We start from the raw sequence: 23,375 nt of genomic DNA, 5'->3' as shown, positions 1-23,375 counted from the left end.
TATTTTAAATAAAGCTTTAAATGTTTATGATATAAGAGAGTTCAGAATATTTTAATAAATGACACGGAACTTGCTGATTTAAAAAAGGCATTAGGAATAAATGAAAAAAATATTATTCATAGCACACGATTTGTATCCTCCTTTAAGAGGTGCAGAAAAAAGTAGTTTAACATTGCTTGAGCATTTAAGCGAGGAAGGATTTGATACCTATGCTTTTTGTATTGAAAAGAATAGAAGCAGAAAAGTGGAAAAAAATGGTGTAACAGTAAATACTTTTAGCGAATTGCTAAGTCTTACAAAAAGTATAGAAACTTTATTGCCGGATGTCATATTTACGCAGTTTGATCTTGCTCCCTTTGCAGTCAGTATCGCCAAAAGGTTAAACATTCCGGTAGTTCTTTTTGTTCATGGTATGGATTATTTCTGTCATGTGCCCTTATATGCAGAAATATGTGACAGAAATTGTAAAAACTGTAATTATTACAATTTGTATGAAACTACGCTTGTAAGAAATCGTGAGATGCTTCAACAGGCAGATGCTATTATATCAAATTCCGAATATACAAGACAGGTGTTAAAAGAGTTTACAAATATGGATTCGGAAGTGATTTATCCGTTTATCAACTATGATGAAATCATATGCGAGGAGATATTTGTACCTCAGAAGTATATTACTATGTATCAGCCTGAAGTCCGTAAAGGTATTTTAACTTTTTGTGAAATTGCCAGATTAATGCCGGAAGAACAGTTTTTAACTGTAGGACATGGAATAAAACTTAAACTTCCAAATGTAAGATATATGGGATATACTCCTCCGAAATATTTTTATTCTACTACTAAATTATTAGTTGTCCCTTCAGTAATAGGAGAAACTTTTGGTATGATAATTGTAGAAGCTTTGCTTAATGGAATACCTGTAGTTGCAGGAAGAATAGGTGGAATCCCTGAAGCTGCTGGACCGGGCGCCATATTAATAGATGATTTCTTAAATCCGGATAAATGGGTAAAAGAGATAAAAAGAGTTTTGAATGATGAGAACCTAAGGAGAGAATTAGTAGAAGATGGTAAGATTTATATAAAAACACATTTCAATCCTAAAAAGGAATTTCAAAAACTGAGAGCAGTAATAAGTAAAGTCGGAATTTCCTGCAAAGTCTGAAATATGAGCGATGCAAAAGATTAAATCCGCAACATCTTATGCAAAATTCAAAAGAAATAAGACAAGGATAGTTATATTTGAATGGGATTATTATATTGTCAAAGAATGCGCTACTGCATTTGAAAGACTTGGCTGCGAAGTTCGTAAAATAACTGTTAACAAGAAAGATACCTTCCTAAAAGAACTTCTGGTTACGTTATGTGAATTTCAACCGGATTTCATATTCACCGTAAACCACGAGGGGTTTGACTGTGAAGGGAAAATTACGGGATTGTTAACCGAGTTAAAGATTCCGTATGCAATATGGTATGTAGATTCCCCTAGATATATTCTTGAAGGTTATGACAAAGAAAACGTTTCTCCTTATGCCAACGTATTTGTGTGGGACCCTTTGTATGTTTCTGAACTTCAAGAATCAGGATTTAAAAAAGTTAAGTATTTACCTCTTGGAACTGACCCGGAAATATTTAAACTAATGGAAAATATACCCGGTAAATATGTAACGGATATAAGCTTTGTTGGAGATTCTATGATAGAATCAGTTGATAAGTGGAAAAAGAAAGTCTCTAATATTAATGAATGGGAAAAACTATCTGATGAAACCTTAAAATTATTACATAATAAAAGTGGAATTTTCTCAGGCAAAGCATTGAAAAAAATATCTGAAACTCTGGAATTAAAATTGCCGATTGATAATGGAAAATTAACTGAACTTGAGTCTTATATTGCATTAAAAGCTACGTTTAACAAAAGACAAGAAGTCTTGGAGAATATTTTATCTTGTGGATTAAGAATATATGGAGATACGGGTTGGCATAAACTTTTCAAGAACGTAACATTGTTGCCTGCCGTAAACTATTACACTCAATTGCCTTTGGTTTATAACGGGAGTGAAATAAATTTAAATATTACAAGTTTTCAAATGCCGGAGGGATGTAATCAAAGGGTATTTGATGTTCCTGCTGCGGGCGGGTTTCTTATTACGGATGAACGTAAGACTTTGATTGATTTGTTTATTCCAAAAGAAGAGGTAATAACTTTCAAGGATAAGGAAGAATTAAAAGAACTGGTTAACTTTTATCTTCAGCATTCAACCGAAAGAAAAAAGATTGCAAAAAAAGCAAGACAAAGAGTTTTACAGGAACATACTTATGTCCATCGCGCAAGCAGTATAATAGAAACTATGCGGGAGTGGAATAAAGAAGCATATGTAAGTTAAAGTTTTAAGGAAAATTTGACGATAATAAAAAAGATATAGATAAATAAAATTTTATGTCAAAATTAGAAAATAAAAAAGAGTGGAAATTCCTAATTTTCCTGCTTTTTTAGTAGTTGAGACTGTTGCGGGAGGCAACTTAAAATGCAAGAACCTTTTACTCCTATGAACATCAAAACCGTTCATATGGATATAGTTGGAAACTGTAACTTACGTTGTCCTTCCTGCCCAAGAGGAAAAGGGAAAATAATAAATGATAAAACGTTACCATTTATGAGTCTAAATTTATTCAGAAAGATAGTTTCCAAACTTAGAAATGACTACCCGCAAGTTAAGGATATTGACATATATAATTGGGGTGAGCCACTCTTGCATCCAAATCTTGTTGAGTTGATTAGTTTTGCAAAATCTTTACAATTTGAGGTTAATATTAGCAGCAACTTAAATAAGACGGTTGATTTTTACGAAATTATGCAATATAATCCCAAAAACTTCTGTATAAGTCTTTCGGGGTGGTACCAAAATACTTACAATCGTTTTCACGCGGGAGGAAATATTGAAAAAGTGAAAATGAATATGCACCTTTTATCCTTAGCAAAAGAACAAACAGGGGCAACTACTAATGTATATATCTATTATCATAAATATAAAACTAATCTCATGGAGATGAAATTGATGGAGAAATATGCGAAAGATTTGGGCTTTGGCTTTGCGACCTATTATGCAAAACATATGGTATTTGAGGAGCTTATAGCTCTTGCTGATAACTTTATGGGGAAAAATAAAGATGAATTCATAACCTCTGAATATTTATTACCTGTGTTGCCCGCTATGGAGATTGCGAAAAAATACAGGATGCCTTGTCCTTTACTTTACAATCAAATTGCGTTTACTTACAAAGGCGAGGTTCTTCAGTGTTGTGGAACTTTTGAGCCGGAAGGCATAGTTGGAAATTATCTTGATATGAATACAGACGAGATAGCAAAAAAGCGGATATCTAATCCTATATGTTCATCCTGCATATCTTACGGTGTGAGTTCTTATAGCTGCCAGATACCCGGGTTGATGGAAGAATATGATGAATTGGTAAATAACTTACAAAAAACCAAAAACGAGCAAGCACTACAAAATTGTGAAAAGGGTAATGATGCAGGTCAGGCAACTTATAAAATTAAACAAAAAGGAGTGCAAAATAAGTTAAAAATGGAATCTACAGGAGAAAGATTGGTTCCGGATAACCCAGAGAGAGAAAGTTTATTTCTTGAACATATTACGCGGTATATGTTTGCCAGTCAATATGTAAAAGATAAAATAGTTTTTGATGCAGGTTGTGGGTGTGGATATGGTTCTTATCATCTCTTGAAAAGTGGTGCGAAAAAAGTTACAGGAATTGATATTTCCAAAGAAACAATAGAGTATTGCAAATCTAATTATGAAAATAAAAACCTGGAATTTAAGGTAATGAATGCTGAAAAATTATCTTTCCCGGACAAAGTATTTGATGTTGTGGTGTCTTTTGAAGTAGTAGAGCATCTACAAAACCCTGAAATGTATTTATCAGAAATAAAAAGAGTATTAAAAACGGATGGGATATTAATAATTTCTACTCCTAATAAGAAAATTTATACGGATGCCGTTGAAGACTGGAAAAATCCTTTTCATATTCATGAGTATTATATTGACGAATTTGATGTTTTTCTAAAAAAATATTTTTCCGAAATAACTTTTTGGGGGCAGGACTACTTTGAAGGTATGATTATAGAAAAACAGTTTTTAGAAAAAAACAAGAGAGAACAAACAACAGATTTTAAGGTTCTTCCGATCCATACACAACCTACCTGGAAGGATTCATCTGAGAATTTTCAAGTATTTGAAAAATTTATTTATATTATCGCTGTATGCGGGAAAGTTGAAAAACAAAATGTTCCAATGAATCATTTAATATATGGTTTTCCAATAAAGTATTTAGAAGAAAAAAATAATAATGAAAAAAAACTTAGAAATGAATCTTTCCAAGGGAAAGATAGAATTATTCAGGAAAAAGAAAACATTATTCAAGCGAAAGAAAGTATTATTAAGGAAAAAGACAAGCTTATTGAAGAACTAAAAATAAAGGGAAGGGAAACTATACAGAACGAATTTGATACTACGGCGAAATTTCAATCATATATCAAAAGATTGAAGGAATTATACGAAAAACAAATAAGATTGTTAGAGGAAGAAATTAAGAATAAGAAATGAAAAGGAATATTTCAATGACATTTTCTGAGGAAATAACTAAAATCCGTCAATTAATTACAACCGGAAAATCAGAAGAGGCAGTATTTAACTTAGAAACCCTTCTAAAATTGTACCCGGATATTAAAGAACTCTATCCAATGATATGTAAACTTTACATTAACGTTAAAAAGTTTGATATTCCAACAGAATGGGTAAAAAAAGCGATTGAAGTCGAGACGGGATTAGAAGATGTATTGAAAAATTTTGGCTATAATGAATGTGGAAATATGGGACTTTCAAAAAGAATAATTATAGTTCAACAACTGATAGAAAAAAACAATATAGAAGAAGCTATAACAAGATTAAAATCCCTTTGCGTTAACTATCCTGAACAAAAAGAATTGTATATTATTTTATACGGACTTTATGTTCATACCAATAAGATAGAAAAAGCCATAGATTGTCTTAAAACAAATTATAAAACGAATAAAACGCCTTATTGTAATGTTTGCGGTAGTCCAAAAGGGTTCTTAGATTCTGACCTTGTACTAAAAGAGCTTATCAATACTGTATGTTGTGAGTATAACAATAAAGCTAAGCTGCTGGAATATCGGCGACAGGGATTAAATTGTTTAAATTGTAGTTCTCATAGTAGGGATAGGATGCTTGTATATCAACTTGCTCAATGTTTGGACAAAGGAAATAAACCGATGATATTCTGGGAGTCAAATAAAAAACTTAAAATCCTTGAAATAAGCGGTGGAAGACCCCGTTGTAAAATTTTAGAGCAAAAGTTTGATTATTTAGATACGGAGTATATACCTGAAAAAGTTGATGAGAATATAGATTCCTGTAAATATGTGAATGTTCAGAATCTACCGTTTGCTTCAAATTCTTTTGATATTGTTATCGCGGCAGATGTTTTTGAACATGTTAGATTGGACAATAAGGGATATAGAGAGATATTTAGAGTGCTTAAACGGTCTGGTAAATTTTTCCTTTCGCTACCGATACCGATAGAAAGTCCCGCAAAAATCACAACTATAAGAGTCAAACCGGAAGGAGAAAAAGACGTTTATCTTTTACCGCCTGTATATCATGGCGGGCACACATTAGTTTATAGAGATTATGGAATGGATTTATTGGAAAAACTTAAAAAATTTGGTTTTTCTGTAGATTATAAAAAAAGCGAAATCAAAGAACATAAGATTTCCAAACAACATTTTATTATATGCAGTAAGTAATGGTAATAATTATCAATAGATAAAATTTTACTAGAATTATTGGCTTGAAAAAAGTTATGTCAAAGAGAACTGAATCTATGGAGAAAACCTGTAAAATATGCAAAAAAACAGCATCCTTTGTCTTTGAGAAAGAAGGAGCAAGATTTTATCAGTGTCCAAATTGTGAGTTTCTGTTTACTGATTACATAGATAATCTTGATGTTGAAGCTTTAAGTAAGTTCTACAGTCAGGCATATTGGAATGGGGAACCGTGGTTTGAGAGAACCACGAGGGACTGTGTTCTTAGATTGAAAGACCTATTGTTAGAATCTATCGCTCCTGTGCACAAAGTTTTAGATTTTGGATGTGGATTAGGAGAGACAGTAAAAATTGGAAGAAAAGCCGGTTTGGATATGGTTGGGGTTGATATCTCATCCTGTCTACAAGAAAATAATTACCTGTTCAAGAGTTCTTTGGTAGAGAAGCATTTCCCTGATAATTATTTTGATGCGGTATTGAGTGTTGAAGTAGCTGAGCATTTGACCAATCCTATGAAAGAATTTAGAGAATTATTACGGATAGTGAAACCACGGGGGACACTTTTAATAAATACTGCAACTCAAGAGTATGGGGATTTTAAAAAAGTTGGCAAAGATTGGGATTATATTGTGGTAAAATCCGGACATGTTTCATTCTATTCAAAAAAGACTTTTGATGTAATGGCTGAAATTTTGGGGTTTATGTGTAAGTTTGCAAGGGAAGAAGAAAAATATATTTTGATTCTGTATAAAAATCAAGTTGAGGTAGAAAATAAAGTCAAAGCGGATAAGAAAGAAAAAGCGGATAAGAAAGAAAAAGTCCCGTTTGACCTAAATCAACTTTTAATTGATGAAGTAAAAATGTTGCGAAATCATATTGCTAATGGTTCTCCAGTCCTTGTAAATTCTGAAGTTGCTTGCGAAATTGAAAAATGGCGAGAAAGCGGAAGAAAGATAATACAGAACGAGTTGGATACTTCGGCAAAATTTCAAACATATATCAAAAAATTAAAAGAATTATATGAAAAACAAATAACATTGTTGGAGCAAGAAATTAGAAATAAATAATGAAAAAGAAATGTGTTACAAACTATAAGGAGGCTTGCTATGGCACTCTCTGATAAAATAGACCATATCCGCCAATTAGAGAAAAATGGGAACTCTACAGAAGCGATACTTAGATTAGAAAGTTTAATAGAAATATATCCTGAAACGGACGAGTTGTACCCTATGTTATGTAAGCTTTGTATTAAAGTAGGTAAGGCAGATGTTCCACCGGAATGGATAATGAGAGCAACAAAAGTTGACAAAGATTTTGAAAACTGGCTTAATAAAATGAGCCAAACTCCGGACATTGAGTGTACGGAAGAGTCTCATTTAGCAAAAATTGAATATAGTGATTGCAATCTTTGTGGGGGAAATAATTATGAAATAGTATATCAAGAAAATCCTTCTAATCTAGTGAGATGTAAAACTTGCGGGCTTGTGGCTTATAACCCTCTACCATCTGACGATGAATTGAATAGCTATTACAGTGTTTTCAATGATGAGACTATGGAAAATATATCTAATAATATTTTAACAAGAATTTTGGCCAGAAAGGGAGAATTAAGAGAAATTGAAAAATATATAACTCATAAAGGAAAAATTTTAGATATAGGTTGTGCAAATGGTGAGTTTTTAAAAGCCGCCCAGGAAGAAGGTTGGAAAGTAAAAGGTTTTGAAACCTGTCCTGAAACTGCAAATTATGCCATTGAAAAACTTGGATTAGATATAACTATTGGAGATAACTTTGTTGACGCAAGGTTTCCTGCTAATGAATTTGACGTAATTGCTATACAATGTGTGATTGAACATCTTAAAGACCCATTATTGATATTAAAAGAAATGCAAAGAACGATTAAATCCGATGGGCTGTTGTGGCTTACCACGCTTAACTTTGATTCTTTTATGGCAAAGGCGCAGGGGAAAATATGGGAATGGAAGGCATGGCCTAATCATTTATATTACTTTACTCCGGATACTATGCGTAAATATCTGGAGAAAGCAGGTTTTGAAATCCTGAAATTGTATACCAGAAGCACTGGAGGTCCCCTTAAGACTTGTATTAATCTTATTCAAGAACGATTATTCCTAGAGGACAAAAAAATTGCTTTGCAAGTTATAGAATATTTAGATAACCTTGACATTAACATAGGACCTGAAATGGTTGTTGTTGCAAAAAAAATATGAAAATAGCATTAATCCAGACACCTGCATGGGGAAGACAAAGCCCTCCTTTTGCTATAGCTTGTTTATCTGCTTATTTAAAATCTTACGGTTATGAAGTTTACAAGAGGGACATTAATATTGAATTGTATAATGAATTCAAGGATACTAAATATGCAAATGCGTGGACATTAAACGAAGGATTCTGGGGCGATATTCAAGCGGTAAGCAATTTTGTAAAGGCACATAAGAAATTAATAGATAGATACGTAGATGAGATTTTAAATTCCGGCTCTAAAATAATCGGTTTTACAATACTATGGTCTACGGAACAAATGAGTTTGGTATTGGCGTCCGAAATTAAAAAGAAAGACCCGAGCAGGATTATCGTTTTTGGTGGTCCCCATGCGGCAAGAGGCATAAAAGGAGAAGAATTTGTTTTAAGAAATGAAGTAGATTTCGTAGTTCACGGGGAAGGGGAAGAAACTTTATATGAATTGGTCAAAGCTATTGAAAAAGGAGAAGAATTTGACCCAATAAAAGGCGTGTTATTTTCCAGAAATGGAAAAATTTATTACGGTGGAGACAGACCATTAATCGCAGACCTTAATTCTTTGCCTTATGCCGATTTTTCTGATTTTCCTTTTGAATTATATAAAGAGCCTGTAATGTTACCGGCTACAACTTCAAGAGGGTGTCCTAATAATTGTATTTATTGCGATGAAAAAGTGTTTTGGTATAAATTTAGAAGCAGAACAGGGGAGAAAATTTTTGAAGAAGTAAAATACCAGGTTTCTAAATATAACATAAAAAAAATTGAATTTACTGATTCTTTGGTAAATGGTAATGTTAAAGCCCTTGAAAAATTTTGTGACCTTGCGATAGAAAGCAATCTTGGTATTGAATGGATGGGGCAAGCGACCGTTCGTCCGGAAATGACATTTGAATTATTGCAGAAAATTCATAATTCTGGCTGTTTTCATCTTTGTTTTGGAATGGAACATTCTTCAAAAGGACAATTACTTAAAATGGGGAAACTATTGTGTAAAAATGCCGATTTTGATAAGTTTATCAAAGATTGCTATAAAGCGCAATTAGGTATAGGATTGAATTGGATGTTCGGTTTCCCGGGAGATACGGAAGAAGATTTTCAAGCCGATTTGGATTTCTTCACAAGAAATGCTGACTATCTACGACCTCATTGCTCAGTTAATCCAAGCGCCGGATTTTGTGGGTTTACAACCGGCTGTTATGCATATTCTCACCCGGAAGAATTTAATATAGAAGTAAACGATAATGCTGTTTACTGGAAAAGTAAAGACGGAAAAAATAATTATGTAATTCGTTTAAATAGATTTCAAAAATTTACTAATCATTTAGAGTCATTAGGTATAGTATTGGGTTTCAAACAATTACCTAACGAGAATAAACTCATAGGCGATTATTATCTTTATGAAAAGAAATATCAAGAAGCGACTAAATATTATGAAAGGTCTTTAGTTAAAGAAACGTTTAATACTGAAATATTTGATAAACTTTCTGCCTTGTATGCGGAACTTAACAAAAAAAATAAAATTATAGATAAATACCTTAAACTTGAAAAAAGCGGTAAAATTAAAGATAATAACCAGAAAATAGAGGTAAAAAATATTATGAAAAAACATTTTCCGTCTTTATCGGACGCAAACATTAAAAATAAAATTACGAATGCAGATGTTGTGCTTGTTCAAGCTCCGGCATGGGGAATAAGCACTCCGCCTCTGGCATTAGCCAGTTTGACTGCTTATGTGAGACATCAGGGGTATGAAGTTCTTTCCTTAGATTTGAATATAGAACTCTATAAATTGAGAAGAGGTAAATACACTGATGTCTGGGAGTTAGAAAAATCACTTGCATTCTGGAATAATCCATCCGTGGTAGATGAGTTTATAGAATATCATAAGAATTATTTAAATGACTATGTAGATATAATATTAGGCAGTGGAGCAAAAGTTGTTGGATTTTCAATATATTTTTCTTCTTTATATATTAGTCTTTACCTGGCAAAACAAATTAAGAAAAAAAACAGCAAAATAATTATTGTATTTGGTGGTCCCCATGTAAGCAGGGACTTAGCAGGAAAAGCAATTATTAAAGATGAAAACGTAGACTTTATTGTCCAGGGGGAAGGAGAAGTTACTTTAGAAGAAATTGTTAAAAATCCGAAAGTAGATTTTTGTGCAGGGACGCTTATATGTAAAAATGGCGAAGTGGTTGATTGCGGGGATAGAGAGTTAATTAAAGACGTTAATTCTTTGCCAATGCCGGATTTTTCGGATTACGATTTCAATGATTATAAAGAACCATTTAAAATTCCAATTATCTCAAGCAGGGGATGCTGTAATAAATGTGTGTATTGCAATGAACGTCCTTTCTGGAAAAGATTTCGATTCAGAACGGCAGAAAATATGTATAAGGAAATGTTGTATCAATTGAAAAAACATCCAAAAGGAAGTTTCTTTGATTTTCAGGATAGTTTGGTCAATGGAAGTGTTAAGGAGTTAGAAAAACTTGCTGATTTCATAGTAAAAGATGGGCTGAAAATCCAGTGGAGCGGTCAGGCAATTATGAGAAAGGATATGACTTATGAACTTTTACTTAAATTAAAACAATCAGGGTGTGTAGCATTAGGATACGGAATGGAAACTGCTTCAGTTCCTTTAATGTTAAAGGCAGGAAAATTGTTGGCAAAAGATATTAACCCTGAGAAAATAGTAAGAGATGGTTGTAAAGCCGGCCTTAGTTGTGCCGTTAATTTTATGTTTGGTTTGCCTGGGGAAACAGAAGAAGATTTCAGAGAGACGCTTAAGTTTTTAAGAAGAAATAAAGATTATATTGGGACTGTCAATCCCTGCCCTGCATTTTGCAGCTTTGCTCCCGGGACTTATGCTTATGACCATCAGGAAGAATTTGACATTGATTTTAGTAAAGGAGGAGAGTATTGGGAATCAAAAGATGGCTCTAATACTTATTTAGTGCGTTTAAGAAGATTTGAAGAGTTCTGCCAACTTGCGTGGGATTTGAAAGTTCCAAGTGTTTACCCTGCTCCAAGATTACTGAACAGAAATAATCTCATAGGTAATTATTATTTTAATACAGGAGAACCTGAAAAAGCAATTCCATATTTTATTAACTCCATAGAAAAAGAATCCCGCAATATCTCTATTATTCAAAACCTTGCGTTCTGCTATCAAAAAATCGGATTACAGGATTTATACGAAGAATGTTTAAAGGAAATTAAAGAATGGGGAACGGGGAAAGATACAAAAGCTAACGAAAAAGTTCCGTCTGTAAGGGGAGTTGATAAAGAAATAAATGAAGCAGAAAACTTTATAAATTCAGGAGATTACAAGAATGCGATTTTAAAATTGGAAAGTGTTTTATCAGCGCATCCTGAGTCAACAAAAGTTTATTCTATTCTATGTAAATTATATTTTAATACCGGGAAGTTAGATTTTCCTAAAGAGTTGCTTCAAAAAGCATTAAGCATTGACCCGGATTTAAAAAAATGGGTTTTGGAACTCGGGAAAAAATGGGCTTCTAACCAACAATTACAAGAAGCCTGTTTACTATTTGTAAAATTGTTATCTTGCGTGCCGGATGATTATGAAATCTGGGATATTACAGGGGTGTCAATGGTTTCTGTTGGCAAGCTTCAGGACGGGGAAAGTTGTTTCAAAAAATCCATTTCAATTAAACCGGATTATATTGATGCATACGTTAATATGGGATACTTATGCAAAATGCAAGGCAAGATAGATGAAGCAATTGCATATCTGCGTAAAGCGCAAGAGATAGACCCTTCTCTAATAAATCTGTATTATGAAATAGAGGACTTGTACAGAGAGCATAATATTAAGGGATATCCATTTAAGTATCTTTTAGAGAGCATTAACCACACTATTCAAAAAGGAATTCCAAAAATAGATAATGCAATAAATTTAGGGAAGGGGCCTGAAGAACTACATATGGAATTAACTTACAGGTGTAATTGTAAATGCACTTTTTGTGATTTGTGGGATAAATACAGCAAATTCCCGGAGTTAGAGAAAAAACAATTAACACTTGAAGAAATTCAGAAGTTTATCGGAGATTCCAAATATCTTAAAAATGTTAAATCTATAGTCCTTTCCGGTGGAGAACCTTTTTTGAGAAAAGATTTTGTAGAAATATGCGGTTGCTTAACAGAACAGTTGCCGGAAGCGAGTATTGGAATTTTGACAAATAGTATGGATGCGAATTTAACGATAAAAAAACTTATGGAGGTAAAAAGGAAGTATGAGCCAAAATCTATCTGGCTGGGGTCTTCTCTTGACGGCTTATTTGAAAAGCATAATGAAATCAGGGGCAGAAAGGATGCATTTAATAATTTAGTCCGAACAATAACTCAAGTGCAGAAAGAGTTTGAAGACATTCATTACAATATTAATTTTACAGTTACTCCTGACAATTATACGGAACTATTGCCTGTTTATGAATTTGTAAATAGGCTTAATTGTATATTTTCGGCTCAATTTGTATTACCGCCGGACCCGAAATGGAGCAAGGAAAAGTTATTGGAAGTTCAAGGCATTATCGAAATAATACTTAAAAAAATGATTGATGCAAAAAGAACGACATCAATTACAAGCGATATAGGGTTACTTGCGCAATTATATTTCTGGTCGAATTTAGTTGAATATCAATTACATCCTACCAGAGTTTTTAAGAAGTGTATGGCAGGAGTGCATTTTGCTATGTTTAATCCTCAAGGAGACCTTTTTTTCTGTCCGATGAATAAACAGATGTTAGTTGGGAATGTTAAAGATACTCCTTTTGATAAATTATGGGAATCGTCCAAAGCAACTAAGATTCGGGATTTTATGAACAGCGGGAAATGCCATTGCTGGCTTTTATGCACCATTATGCCACAAATAGGAGAAGCATTTCTAAAAGGAAGGGGCAATGAAAATTAAAACTAATTGCAGGTTTTACAAAGGGGATATTCCTTGTAAATTCCATAAAGAAAAGGGAGTTCATTGTGACAATTGTGAATATTATAAAGAGGTGTCAAAAAGAATTCTAATAATAAAATTTGGCGCAGCAGGAGACGTTATAAGAACAACTCCAATTTTAAGAAGACTCAAAGAGATATATCCCGATAGCGAGATTACATGGTTAAGCATATTCCCGGAACTTTTGCCTTCTATCGTAGATTATCCTATGAAGTTTGAGCTTTCAAACGTCGTATCTCTTTTAGGAGATAAGTTTGACATACTTTACAATCTTGATAAAGACAAGGAAACTTGTTCCCTTGCAAGGCTTATTTCTGCGGATATAAAAAAGGGTTTTATTCTTAAAGACGGCAAATGCAGTTCTATTGATAAAGATGCCGAACATAAGTTTTTAACGGGATTATGGGATGATATAGAAAAAGCTAATAAAAAACATTATGTTGAGGAAATATTTGAAGTTTGCGGATTTAATTTCTCAGGCGAAAAATATATTCTTGAACTTAAAGGTAAGTCCCCGGAACTCCCAAAATTAAAAGGTCGCATAGTAGGATTAAATACGGGATGCGGGGGGAGATGGGAAACTCGTAACTGGAGCGAAGAAAACTGGGTAACATTAGCTAAAAAATTAAAAAGCGCCGGTTTTATTCCGCTTCTTTTGGGAGGACCGCAGGAAGACGAAAAAAACAAAAGGATAAAAACAAAAAGCGGAGCAGAATACTGGGGGACTTTCAGTTTAAAGGATTTTCTTTGGGTCGTAAATGTGTGCGAAGTTGTGGTTACACAGGTCACTATGGCTTTACATATAGCGATAGGATTTGAAAAGAAAATAATACTTCTGAATAATATTTTCAACAGAAATGAGTTTGAATTATATGGGCTTGGAGAGATTATTGAACCTGAATTGGATTGTTTGGGGTGCTATAAAAGTAAATGCGAAAAGGATTGTATGTCAATTATTTTGCCGGAAAAAGTTCTTGAGAAGTGTATAAAATTATAGGGAGTGGACCAAAGAGAAAATGGAAAAGAAAAACAAAAACAGAAAAATTAGCACACAGATTTGCACACCTGCCTGCCGTCAGGCAGGGAGTAGAAGGATAGTCACAGATAAAAATTATAGCCACAGAATGACACAGAAATCACAGAAATGTCTTATACAAAAAGTTAATAGAGAATATAATAATGAATAAAGTTAAACAAATAAAAAACCAATAAAACTTATAGTTAAAGAATGACGCAGAAATCAGAGGAATTTTTATACAAAGAGTTAACAGAGAAGATAATTGGGGCTGCTTTTGAGGTTTACAAAAACTTGGGATATGGCTTTTTAGAAAAGGTATATAAAAATGCATTACTTGTGGAACTTAGATTAAGAGGCATAGAAGCCAAAAGTGAATTCTCTATAAGTGTTCATTATAAAGGAGAACCTGTTGGAGATTTTGCTTGTGACATTTATGTCGAGGAAAAAGTATTGGTAGAACTCAAAGTAGACAAAGAGTACAATTCCAAAAATGAATCTCAACTATCAAATTACCTTAAGACTACAAACGTAAAAGTAGGACTTCTTTTAAATTTTGGAGAGAAAAAGTGTGAAGTAAAAAGGATGGTGTATTGAGAGATGCGGAAGATAGAAATTCACAGAAATAAACGAGGGAATTTTCTGTGTCCTTCTGTGAATTCTGTGGCTTAATAAAAAGGGCAGAATTATATGAAACCAGATAAAAACAGACCGGTTATAATCACTATTCCAACCTGGAATAGGGCTGATTTATTAAAGAATTGCATTGAAAGTATTTTTAAGAATACCAAAACTCCTTATTATAGAATATGCGTATTTGACCAGGCGAGTACGGATGGGACTAAAGAATATTTGGAAAGTTTAGAAAATAAAGTTGATGTTATCAATAGCCCTGAGAATGTAGGTTTTGTATTATCTATGAATCAGGTTATGAGGACTTATGCAAAGAATGACATATTGTTATTAAATAATGATACATTAGTTCATAACGGATGGCTTGAAGGATTAATTGAATGCGCTTATAGTTCCGAAGATATTGGTATCGTCGCCCCAAAGTTTATTTATCCTACCGGTGTTATAAATGAAGCAGGGGGAGGAAATATTTTTAGATATGGGGCAACACGAAATATCGGCAGGGGAGATAATCCCGATAAGCCAAAATATAATCATCAGAGAGAGATTGATTATTCTTCAGGCGCTTGTATGTATATTAAACGAAGTACTTTAGATAGAACCGGTGAGTTTGATGAATTGTTTTGTCCCTGCTATTTTGAAGATGTTGATTTGTGTTTTAGAAGTAGAGAAGCGGGACTTAGGGTAATGTATCAACCTAAAAGCCTGGTTACTCATATAGAAGGGGGAACAGCAGGAACGGACGTGAAATCCGGGATGAAAAAACACCAGGAAGTTAACAGGGAAAAGTTTATTAATAAATGGGAAAAAGTTTTAAGTAATTATAAGAGCGCTTTTTATAAAGTTCCGTCAGAAAAAGAACAAATATTAATAATTGCCGAATATCCTCCCTGGTATGACGCTTCATCTGGTGGATTGAGACTGTATCAAAAAATAAATATATTAAAGAAATATTATGATGTTGTGTTTATAGTGGAAGATTTACTCGGGTATGAAAAATATGTAGATAAATTGGAAGAATTGGATGTAGCAGTTTTTCATTGTGATTTAAAGCGGCATATTAGTGGAATTTATGATCCTCTTTTTCCCGAAGGAATTGAAGCATTGCTTACCTTTAATAAATTTAAGTTGGTTTCTCTGGAATTTTATAATATTGCAGACAGGTGGATAGATTTTATAAGGAAATTTTCTCCACAAAGTGTTACGGTGCTGGATAGTCACGATGTGCATTTTATGAGAGAACTCCGAGAAGCAGAAATTTTAGGAATTCCATCTCTTTTTAGAAAAGTTACATATAATAAAATTAAAGAGTTGGCAACTTATGAAAAAATGGATGTAGTCACAACCGTTTGCGAAACGGATAGAGAAGCGCTTTTAAAGGAATCTCCCAATTTGGATATAAGAATTTTGCCCAATACGCATAAAATCACGGAAGACTTTATTGGCAGGGAAAACAGGGGAGATATTTTGTTTGTAGGAGGTTTTTTACATACTCCTAATGTAGACGCGGTGTTATATTTTTGTAAAGAGATATTTCCTTTAATTAAGAAAAAATTACCGGATATAAAGTTTTTTATAGTTGGCAATGCTCCTCCTCCGGAAGTTAGAGCTTTTGAGTCTGAAGACATTATCGTAACGGGGTATGTACCCGACACTAATGTATATCTTGACTCCTGTTGCATTTCGGTTGCGCCTTTGACTTATGGGGCGGGGATGAAAGGAAAAGTGACCGAAGCGCTTGCAAATGGCATTCCGGTGGTTACCACATCAATTGGAGCGGAAGGAATTGGAATAGAAAATGGCAAACACGGATTAATTGCAGATACGCCTGAGAGTTTTGCTAATGAGGTAATTAAAGTATATAATGATAAAGAATTGTGGGAAAGACTATCTCGAAATGGGAAAGCTCTTATTAAAGATAATTATAGCGTCGAAATGGTAGAAAAAAGGTTAATTCACCTTGGGAATACATTACCCGAGCCGAAAGAAAAATACCCGGAAAGGTTTAAAGTTTCTTATGATTCTTCTTTGTTGTCTCATTTGTTAAATGAACTTACTATAATTTTTATTGTAACGGAGGATACGGAAATATCGAAAACTTCTATAGAAAATTTGGTAATTAATACGGATGAGAAATTATCAGACATACTAATTGCGACAAAAAGTGATAAAATTGCCAGAGAATTGGAGCGAAATTTTAAGTTTTATATTAAATATGAAAACGAGCAAGAACTTGAAAACATTACAAATTACATAATTCAAAATTCTTCGGGTAAGTATATTGCTATACTGGATAGTGGGGTTGTTGTCTCATTGCGATGGGATAAACATTTAATGAGTCACCTAAATAGGAAGAAAGACGCTGGAATAGTTATTCCTAGTAGTTTGCCCTTTAAGTATAATTTTATATATGAATTTGAAAATGATGTATGGGAAAATTATAAGAAATACAGAAATGAAAAAACTGTAGTTCAGAACATAAATGTTCCTTGTATGATTATTAAAAAGGAAATTATACCAAAGGAATGTAAGAATTTGCAAGAAATTATATTGGGCATAATAAACAAAGGATATAAGATTATAGAAGCTAAAGATACTGCCGTATGGCATATAAAACCCGATTTAATGGATAAAATTAAAGTTAAGTTTACGTATCCCGAGGAAAAACTATTATCGGTAGTTATTCCTTCTTATAATAACAAAGAAATTTTACTTAAATGTATTGATTCGTTTGCCAACCAGGATGGTATTAATGCCGATGATTTGGAAATTATCGTAGTTGACGATGGTTCTACGGATGGGACTATTGATGCCATTAAAGGATTAAAAGCCCCATGTGAATTTAAGCAGTATGTACAATCCCATAAAGGTCAATCTGCTGCTACAAATAAGGGGATACAGGAAGCTAAGGGAAAATTCATTTTGCTTTCGTGTCAGGATGTAATTGCAAAAAAAGATTTAATAAAGCAGCATTTAAATACTCATCAACAAGGGGATGAGAATACAGTGGTATTAGGGTATATTCAAAGGCCTTCTGAAATAGAAAAATCGCATTTTATAAACTATATAGAAAACAGGGATATCCAGTTTGCTTATGAGAGTATTGAATCTCCTGACAACGTTGAATTTAGATATTTTTATGCCCCGAATATATCATTAAGAAGAAGCGCTTTTGAAGAAGCGGGTCTGTTTGATGAGAGCCTAAAATATGGATGGCAGGATTCGGAATTAGGTTTAAGATTAACCCTAAATAAATACAGAATAGTTTATAATGCCGATGCTATCGTTTATCATTATCATAAACAGGAGTTGAAAAGTTATATTCAAAGACAGGTAAAAGTAGGGGAGAGTTTTGGCATTTTGTCTTATAAATGTCCGCATACCGATATGTGGAGTCTGGAAGAAGCGAAAAGAAGATGTTTATGTGATTTTTATAACAGGGAAGAATTAGTAAAATATACCGAAAATCTTGTATCCAAACTGGAGCAGTTATCAGAAAAAGAATTAGAAAGTTACAAGTTCAGCAGGGATCCGCTTTTAGAGACTTGCTACGCCCTTATTTTAAATTATTATTATGCAAAAGGGATTGATGGGGTTATTAGCTGGTATGAAGGAAAAGATTGGATAAAAAAGTTTATTGAAGAAAAAGAAATGAAAGTGGAAAAAATAAACAAAGAAAATGATGCATTGAAATATCTTATAGAAAGCGCTGTTAGTGCAGGAGAAGTAGGGTTCAAAAAGGCTATTGAAAATGTAATTTTTGCGAGCAAGCTTATTCCAAATTCTCCATTGCCGTACTATTTTCTTGGAGAATATTATTTAAAACTTGAAAAGTATCAAGAGGCAGAAAACTCTTTTAAAAATGGGATTGAAAGAATAGGCACACTTTATCCGGAAGTAATTATTCTACCTCAAGAAGAAGAGGCGTATTATTATTTCCAACTTGCTATGGTTTTTATGCAGCAAAAGAACTTTAATAAGCCGATTAAGATACTTGAAAAGTTAATATCGGAAGGAAGGCTTACAGAGGCATTTAAAAAGGTGATTGCATATAAAATTTTAAGCACTTGCTATAGAGTAATAGGGGAAAAAGATAAATCTATTAGATTTGCACAGGAATCGGAAAGATTGAATAGAGAAGTAAAGATTATTAAAGAAAATAAAACTTTAAAAAATGATAACTAATAAACAATGGGCAGAAAATTAGCTGTAATAGGAGGGAATGTTCATATCTCATATTGCATATATTGTCGAAATCCCTATGAATTATAGAGTTTTACATTTGACACGGAATTTGCTATACTATAATACATATAGATATTTAGCTATGGAGGATTTATGAACGGAAACAAAAAAAGAGAAAAGAAATACGGTAAAAAAGTAGCAAAGAGGTGTAAAACGATTCAGAATAAATCAGTAACTGATTTATATAATACATCTGAAATAGATGAAATAGCAAGAAACATAGCAATGGTTTTAAGAAGGGAATTCTTAAAATAAATGGAGTAAGGGATTAGAAGCTTTTGGGTAATGGCTGGTAAATATCCCGAATGAAGTGAAGGAGGTAGAATGGATACAAAAAAAAGTAAATCTTCAAAGAAACAAATGCCTAACACAAATTTTGAAAAACCGGACAAAATAATTGAACAAGCTATAAAACTCTTAAAAACCGGAAAAGTTGACGAGGCAGAAAAAAAATTCAAGGAGATAAGTAAGGAATATCCTGACATTGTCCAACCGTATATAGGCCTTGGTAATATATATTCAATAAAAAAGGATTCTAAAAAAGCAATTGAATTTTATCAAAAGGCACTTGATATTGAGCCTTCAACAGAGGTGTATAGCAATATCGGAGCTTTATATTTTATCCGAGGAGATAAGAAAAAAGCTGAGAATTTTTTCCACTCTGCAATTGCTATGGATGATAATAATATATGTGCAAAGAAAAACCTTGCAGATGTGTATTTTGAACTCGGTAAATATGAACAGGCAATTCCTCTTTATGAGGCGGGATTATTAAAACAACCCGAAGTTGGGTCATTAATAGCGCTTGCTAATTGTTATTTTAAGATGGGTAAATACGAATCAGCTAAAATAGGGTATGAGAAAGTTTTAAAAGTTGAACCGGATAATAAAACAGCTAAAGAAAATCTTAAAATAGTTAATAAAGAATTGGAAAAGTAAATAAGTAATTAAGAATAGTTATAAATGAGATGTAGGAACATCGTTGATGATGTCCGATGTCGATGAAAATGGACTTGATGCGGCTGTCATAGCGGGGTCCCGAAGTGTAAAATCAAGTCCCGATACCTATCGTATAAAAAAATCCAATGGTTATTTCAAAAGCAACTTTTGGCAGAGTTTATGGGAAATAATTCACATTAGGGAAATTAATAATTATGAAAAAACAAAGCATATCCCTATGTATGATTGTAAAAGATGAGGAAAAGAATTTACCAAGATGTCTGGATAGTTTTAAGGACTTAGTAGATGAGATAATAGTAGTAGATACCGGTTCAACCGATAGAACGGTAGAAATAGCCAAGTCATATGGAGCAAAAGTATATTATTTTAAGTGGTGCGATGATTTTTCGGCAGCGAGGAATGAGTCATTAAAATATGCAACAAAAGAATGGATACTGATTATAGATGCGGATGAATATATAGATTCTGGGAATAAAGAAAAAATCAAACAAGTTCTTCAAAATCCGGTGTGCAGTGCGTACAGTATTAACACTAAAAATTTTCTTGCCCCTTACAGTCCTATATTTGCAGTGAATACTTTAATAAGACTTTATAAAAAAATTCCCGGCATTTGTTATAATGGAAAAATACATAATCAGATAGAGTCTTCCATTAAAAAGTTAGGGGTGAAAATAGGAATTACAGACATCTTCATATACCATACAGGATATTTAGCTAAGGACAAAAATGACGGAGAAAGAATTAATATGCTAAAAGAATGTTATAAAGAAACACCAACGGACCCTCTTGTTAATTTCTATCTTGGTGAAAAATATGAATCTATGAGTAACTATGATACAGCTATTGAGCATTTTAAGAAAGCAGTTGTTTCACAAATATCAGCCATTTTTTTACCGGGGATGCTTCATATAATTGATATTTATAATAAAAAAGAATTACCGGACGAGGCATTAAAATGGTTTAGAAAGACATTAAGGGTATATCCGGATGACTTTATGTTACATATTATGGCGTCACAATCGTATAATTTGAAAAAAGAATATTTAGAAAGTATCAAAGAATTGAAAAATGGGATGAAAAAATTAAATAAACGGAATACCGAGTCATTATTTAATATGGAAGTATCCCCGTCCGTAATATATGGAATGATAGGTGCAAATTATGAGTGTCTTGGGATTATTGAAAAAGCTATTTTTTATTATAAAAAAGCGATTGAAATTACTCCAGATTACCTTACTCCATATCTTAAATTAGTAAAATTATACGAAGAAGAAAACGAAATTGACAACGCGATAGAATATTTACAAAGAGCTATAAAAATTGAACCAGGGTATGGGTTGTCGGGGCATCTTGAAAAATTATTTTTGATTAAAAAAGAATTCGATTAAAACCACTTAGACTAATGCAGACAGATAAAAACTTGTAATTCTTCACTCTATTAAGGATAACAAACTCTAAGCAGCTAAGAATTTGTTGAAAAATTAGCATTGACAAAGCTTAGTTTTTTGTTATATAAAATAAATATACATATCCCGTGGCAAACTCGGGATTAGAGTGGCAATTGAGGAATATGAATTTTGATGATAAAATAGTTCGTATCCGGGCATTAATTAAGTGCGGGAAAACAGAAGAAGCAATGCTTAGGTTAGATGCAATAACAGAAGCACATCCTGAAGTAAAAGAACGTTATTCTTCTATATATAGACTTTGTAAGCAAGCACGGCGGAGCAGGATAACTTGCACTAATGTTTCTGGCGAAGCAAAACTCCAAGCAAGAAAGGGAAAAAAATGTTCTAATAAACTTAATATTGGATTTATAAGTTTGTGGTTTGAAAGAGGTCAGGCGTATGTCACAAAAACAATAAGAGATGCGCTGTCCGAAGAATACAATACTTTTGTTTTTGCAAGGAATGGAGGAACGCCTGAGAATCCTTCTTTAAAAACAAAGGGAGAATGGGAAGTTTCGAACCTTACAACTTTTAATCAGTATCTTATCCCACACAATATAATTGCAAAATGGATTGACGATAACAATATAGGTATGATTATATTTAATGAAGAGTATGATTGGAATCTAATTATTTTTTGTAAACAAAAAGGAGTAAAAATCATAACTTATCTTGATTATTATAAGGAAGATTGGAAGCCTTATATGAAACTGTATGATATGGTATTGTGTTCTACGAAAAGAACTTTTGACCTTGTTAAAGATTTTTGCAATGCTCATTATATTGGTTGGGGAACAGATACCGAGCTTTTTATGCCTAAAAAAGAAAAAGCTCAATATACTTTTTTCCATAATGCGGGATGGGTGGGAATAAATTATCGTAAGATGACTCCTGCGGTTATACTGGCTTTTGATGCGATATCAAAATATAATCCTCATTTCTCTCTTTTAATTCATTCCCAGATTGGATTGGAAAAACTACCGTTAGAAATTGTTGGGATTGTCCAAAAGAATGAAAGAATTACTTATTGTGTGGGAACAATTCCTCTACCTGGACTCTACCATAAAGGATTAATTTATGTTTACCCGTCCAAATTAGATGGATTGGGCTTGAGTTTGATAGAAGCCTTAGCTTGTGGTTTGCCGGCAATCACTACAAATGCTCCTCCTATGAATGAGTTTGTTAAAAATAAACATAATGGATTATTGGTAGAGGTTGCAAATAAAGTAGTGAGGGAAGATAATATTGCTTTCCCAGAGGAAATTGTTAATCTAAATGACCTGGCAATAAAAATGAATTTTTTGGCCAATAATCCACGGTTAGTGGAAAAAATGAGTAAAAATGCAAGAAAGTTGGTATGTGAAAAGTTTGATTTTAATACCCTGAAACGAAATTTATTAAGGGTGATGAAAGAAGAATTAAATGATTATGCGCCGTTAGTACAGGTTTGTGATAACAAGCTAAGGTTACATATTGGCTGTGGTAAAGTATATAAAAAAGGATACGTTAATATTGACCTTTACAAGAATTCGTTTGCAGATGTAATAATGGATGCATGTAGCTTAGGATTCCAGGGTAATAGCGCGGAACTGGTAGAATCATATCATATGATAGAACATGTTTTAATACCGGAAGCTAAACAAATGTTGAAAGAATGGTTCAGGGTGCTTCAACCCGGGGGGAAGCTGATTATTGAATGTCCAAATGGGGATAAATGTATTGAAGATTATATGAATGCCCCAACAGACCATAATATGACGATGATTTTTGGCGGGCAACGTAGCAGAGCGGATTGTCATTTAGCAGGGTATAATTTTGAGAGGTTATCCCGTTTTCTTAAAGAAAGTGGGTTTGAGAATATTGTTGAAGAAATACCACGAGATTACCATACTGATGTGGCTCTGAAAGAGGGGAAAAGTCTGGACCACTTCCTCAGGGTAGTTGCTGTAAAACCCTTGCCCGAGAAATAAAAGTGAT

The 23,375-nt window shown here is 33.1% G+C and carries 15 protein-coding genes; all 15 read left to right on the top strand.

Going from position 1 to position 23,375, the window contains the following annotated elements:
- The first annotated feature begins 100 nt into the window (after positions 1-100).
- The 15 genes from WC614_04090 (at position 101) to WC614_04020 (ending at position 23,368) form a co-directional block, all read left to right on the top strand.
- Positions 101-1,159 (top strand): glycosyltransferase family 4 protein, encoded by a 1,059-nt coding sequence (locus tag WC614_04090; protein ID MFA5032180.1) that lies wholly within the window; start codon positions 101-103, stop codon positions 1,157-1,159.
- A 10-nt stretch (positions 1,160-1,169) separates the two neighbouring features.
- Positions 1,170-2,378 carry a glycosyltransferase gene (locus WC614_04085; GenBank protein ID MFA5032179.1) on the top strand — a complete coding sequence of 403 codons (1,209 nt, stop codon included), beginning with the start codon at positions 1,170-1,172 and terminating at the stop codon, positions 2,376-2,378.
- Positions 2,379-2,519: 141 nt separating this feature from the next.
- The gene (locus WC614_04080; GenBank protein MFA5032178.1) at positions 2,520-4,616 is read left to right on the top strand and encodes a methyltransferase domain-containing protein; all 2,097 of its coding nucleotides are present in this window, start codon (positions 2,520-2,522) and stop codon (positions 4,614-4,616) included.
- The gene (locus WC614_04075; protein ID MFA5032177.1) at positions 4,613-5,839 is read left to right on the top strand and encodes a methyltransferase domain-containing protein; all 1,227 of its coding nucleotides are present in this window, start codon (positions 4,613-4,615) and stop codon (positions 5,837-5,839) included. Before WC614_04080 ends, WC614_04075 begins: the two co-directional genes overlap by 4 nt.
- Positions 5,840-5,895: 56 nt before the next feature.
- Positions 5,896-6,924, top strand: a complete 1,029-nt coding sequence (locus WC614_04070) for a class I SAM-dependent methyltransferase (GenBank protein MFA5032176.1) — start codon at positions 5,896-5,898, stop codon at positions 6,922-6,924.
- A gap of 39 nt (positions 6,925-6,963) precedes the next feature.
- A complete protein-coding gene (locus tag WC614_04065; GenBank protein ID MFA5032175.1) occupies positions 6,964-8,088 on the top strand; it encodes a class I SAM-dependent methyltransferase in 1,125 nt (374 codons plus the stop codon).
- Complete coding sequence (locus tag WC614_04060; GenBank protein MFA5032174.1) at positions 8,085-13,058, top strand: radical SAM protein; 4,974 nt, start codon at positions 8,085-8,087, stop codon at positions 13,056-13,058. The genes WC614_04065 and WC614_04060 overlap by 4 nt, the downstream gene beginning before the upstream one ends.
- Positions 13,048-14,094, top strand: coding sequence for a glycosyltransferase family 9 protein (locus tag WC614_04055; GenBank protein ID MFA5032173.1), 1,047 nt, complete (start codon positions 13,048-13,050; stop codon positions 14,092-14,094). The genes WC614_04060 and WC614_04055 overlap by 11 nt, the downstream gene beginning before the upstream one ends.
- 231 nt (positions 14,095-14,325) lie before the next feature.
- Positions 14,326-14,709 (top strand): GxxExxY protein, encoded by a 384-nt coding sequence (locus tag WC614_04050; protein MFA5032172.1) that lies wholly within the window; start codon positions 14,326-14,328, stop codon positions 14,707-14,709.
- A gap of 93 nt (positions 14,710-14,802) precedes the next feature.
- A complete protein-coding gene (locus WC614_04045) occupies positions 14,803-18,930 on the top strand; it encodes a glycosyltransferase (GenBank protein MFA5032171.1) in 4,128 nt (1,375 codons plus the stop codon).
- A 153-nt stretch (positions 18,931-19,083) separates the two neighbouring features.
- Complete coding sequence (locus WC614_04040; GenBank protein MFA5032170.1) at positions 19,084-19,245, top strand: hypothetical protein; 162 nt, start codon at positions 19,084-19,086, stop codon at positions 19,243-19,245.
- A gap of 69 nt (positions 19,246-19,314) precedes the next feature.
- Complete coding sequence (locus WC614_04035; protein MFA5032169.1) at positions 19,315-19,929, top strand: tetratricopeptide repeat protein; 615 nt, start codon at positions 19,315-19,317, stop codon at positions 19,927-19,929.
- A gap of 46 nt (positions 19,930-19,975) precedes the next feature.
- Complete coding sequence (locus tag WC614_04030; protein MFA5032168.1) at positions 19,976-20,188, top strand: hypothetical protein; 213 nt, start codon at positions 19,976-19,978, stop codon at positions 20,186-20,188.
- Positions 20,145-21,338 carry a glycosyltransferase gene (locus WC614_04025; GenBank protein ID MFA5032167.1) on the top strand — a complete coding sequence of 398 codons (1,194 nt, stop codon included), beginning with the start codon at positions 20,145-20,147 and terminating at the stop codon, positions 21,336-21,338. Before WC614_04030 ends, WC614_04025 begins: the two co-directional genes overlap by 44 nt.
- A gap of 182 nt (positions 21,339-21,520) precedes the next feature.
- Entirely contained in the window at positions 21,521-23,368 is a 1,848-nt protein-coding gene (locus tag WC614_04020; GenBank protein ID MFA5032166.1) for a glycosyltransferase, read from the top strand.
- Positions 23,369-23,375 lie beyond the last annotated feature (7 nt).

The sequence above is a fragment of the bacterium genome (assembly GCA_041649255.1).
In the GTDB taxonomy this organism is placed as follows: Bacteria; Hydrothermota; UBA3073; order JACQXS01; family JAQTXJ01; genus JAQTXJ01.
The sequence above is the reverse complement of the archived record's forward strand: the minus strand, read 5'-3'. Positions and strand labels throughout refer to the sequence as shown.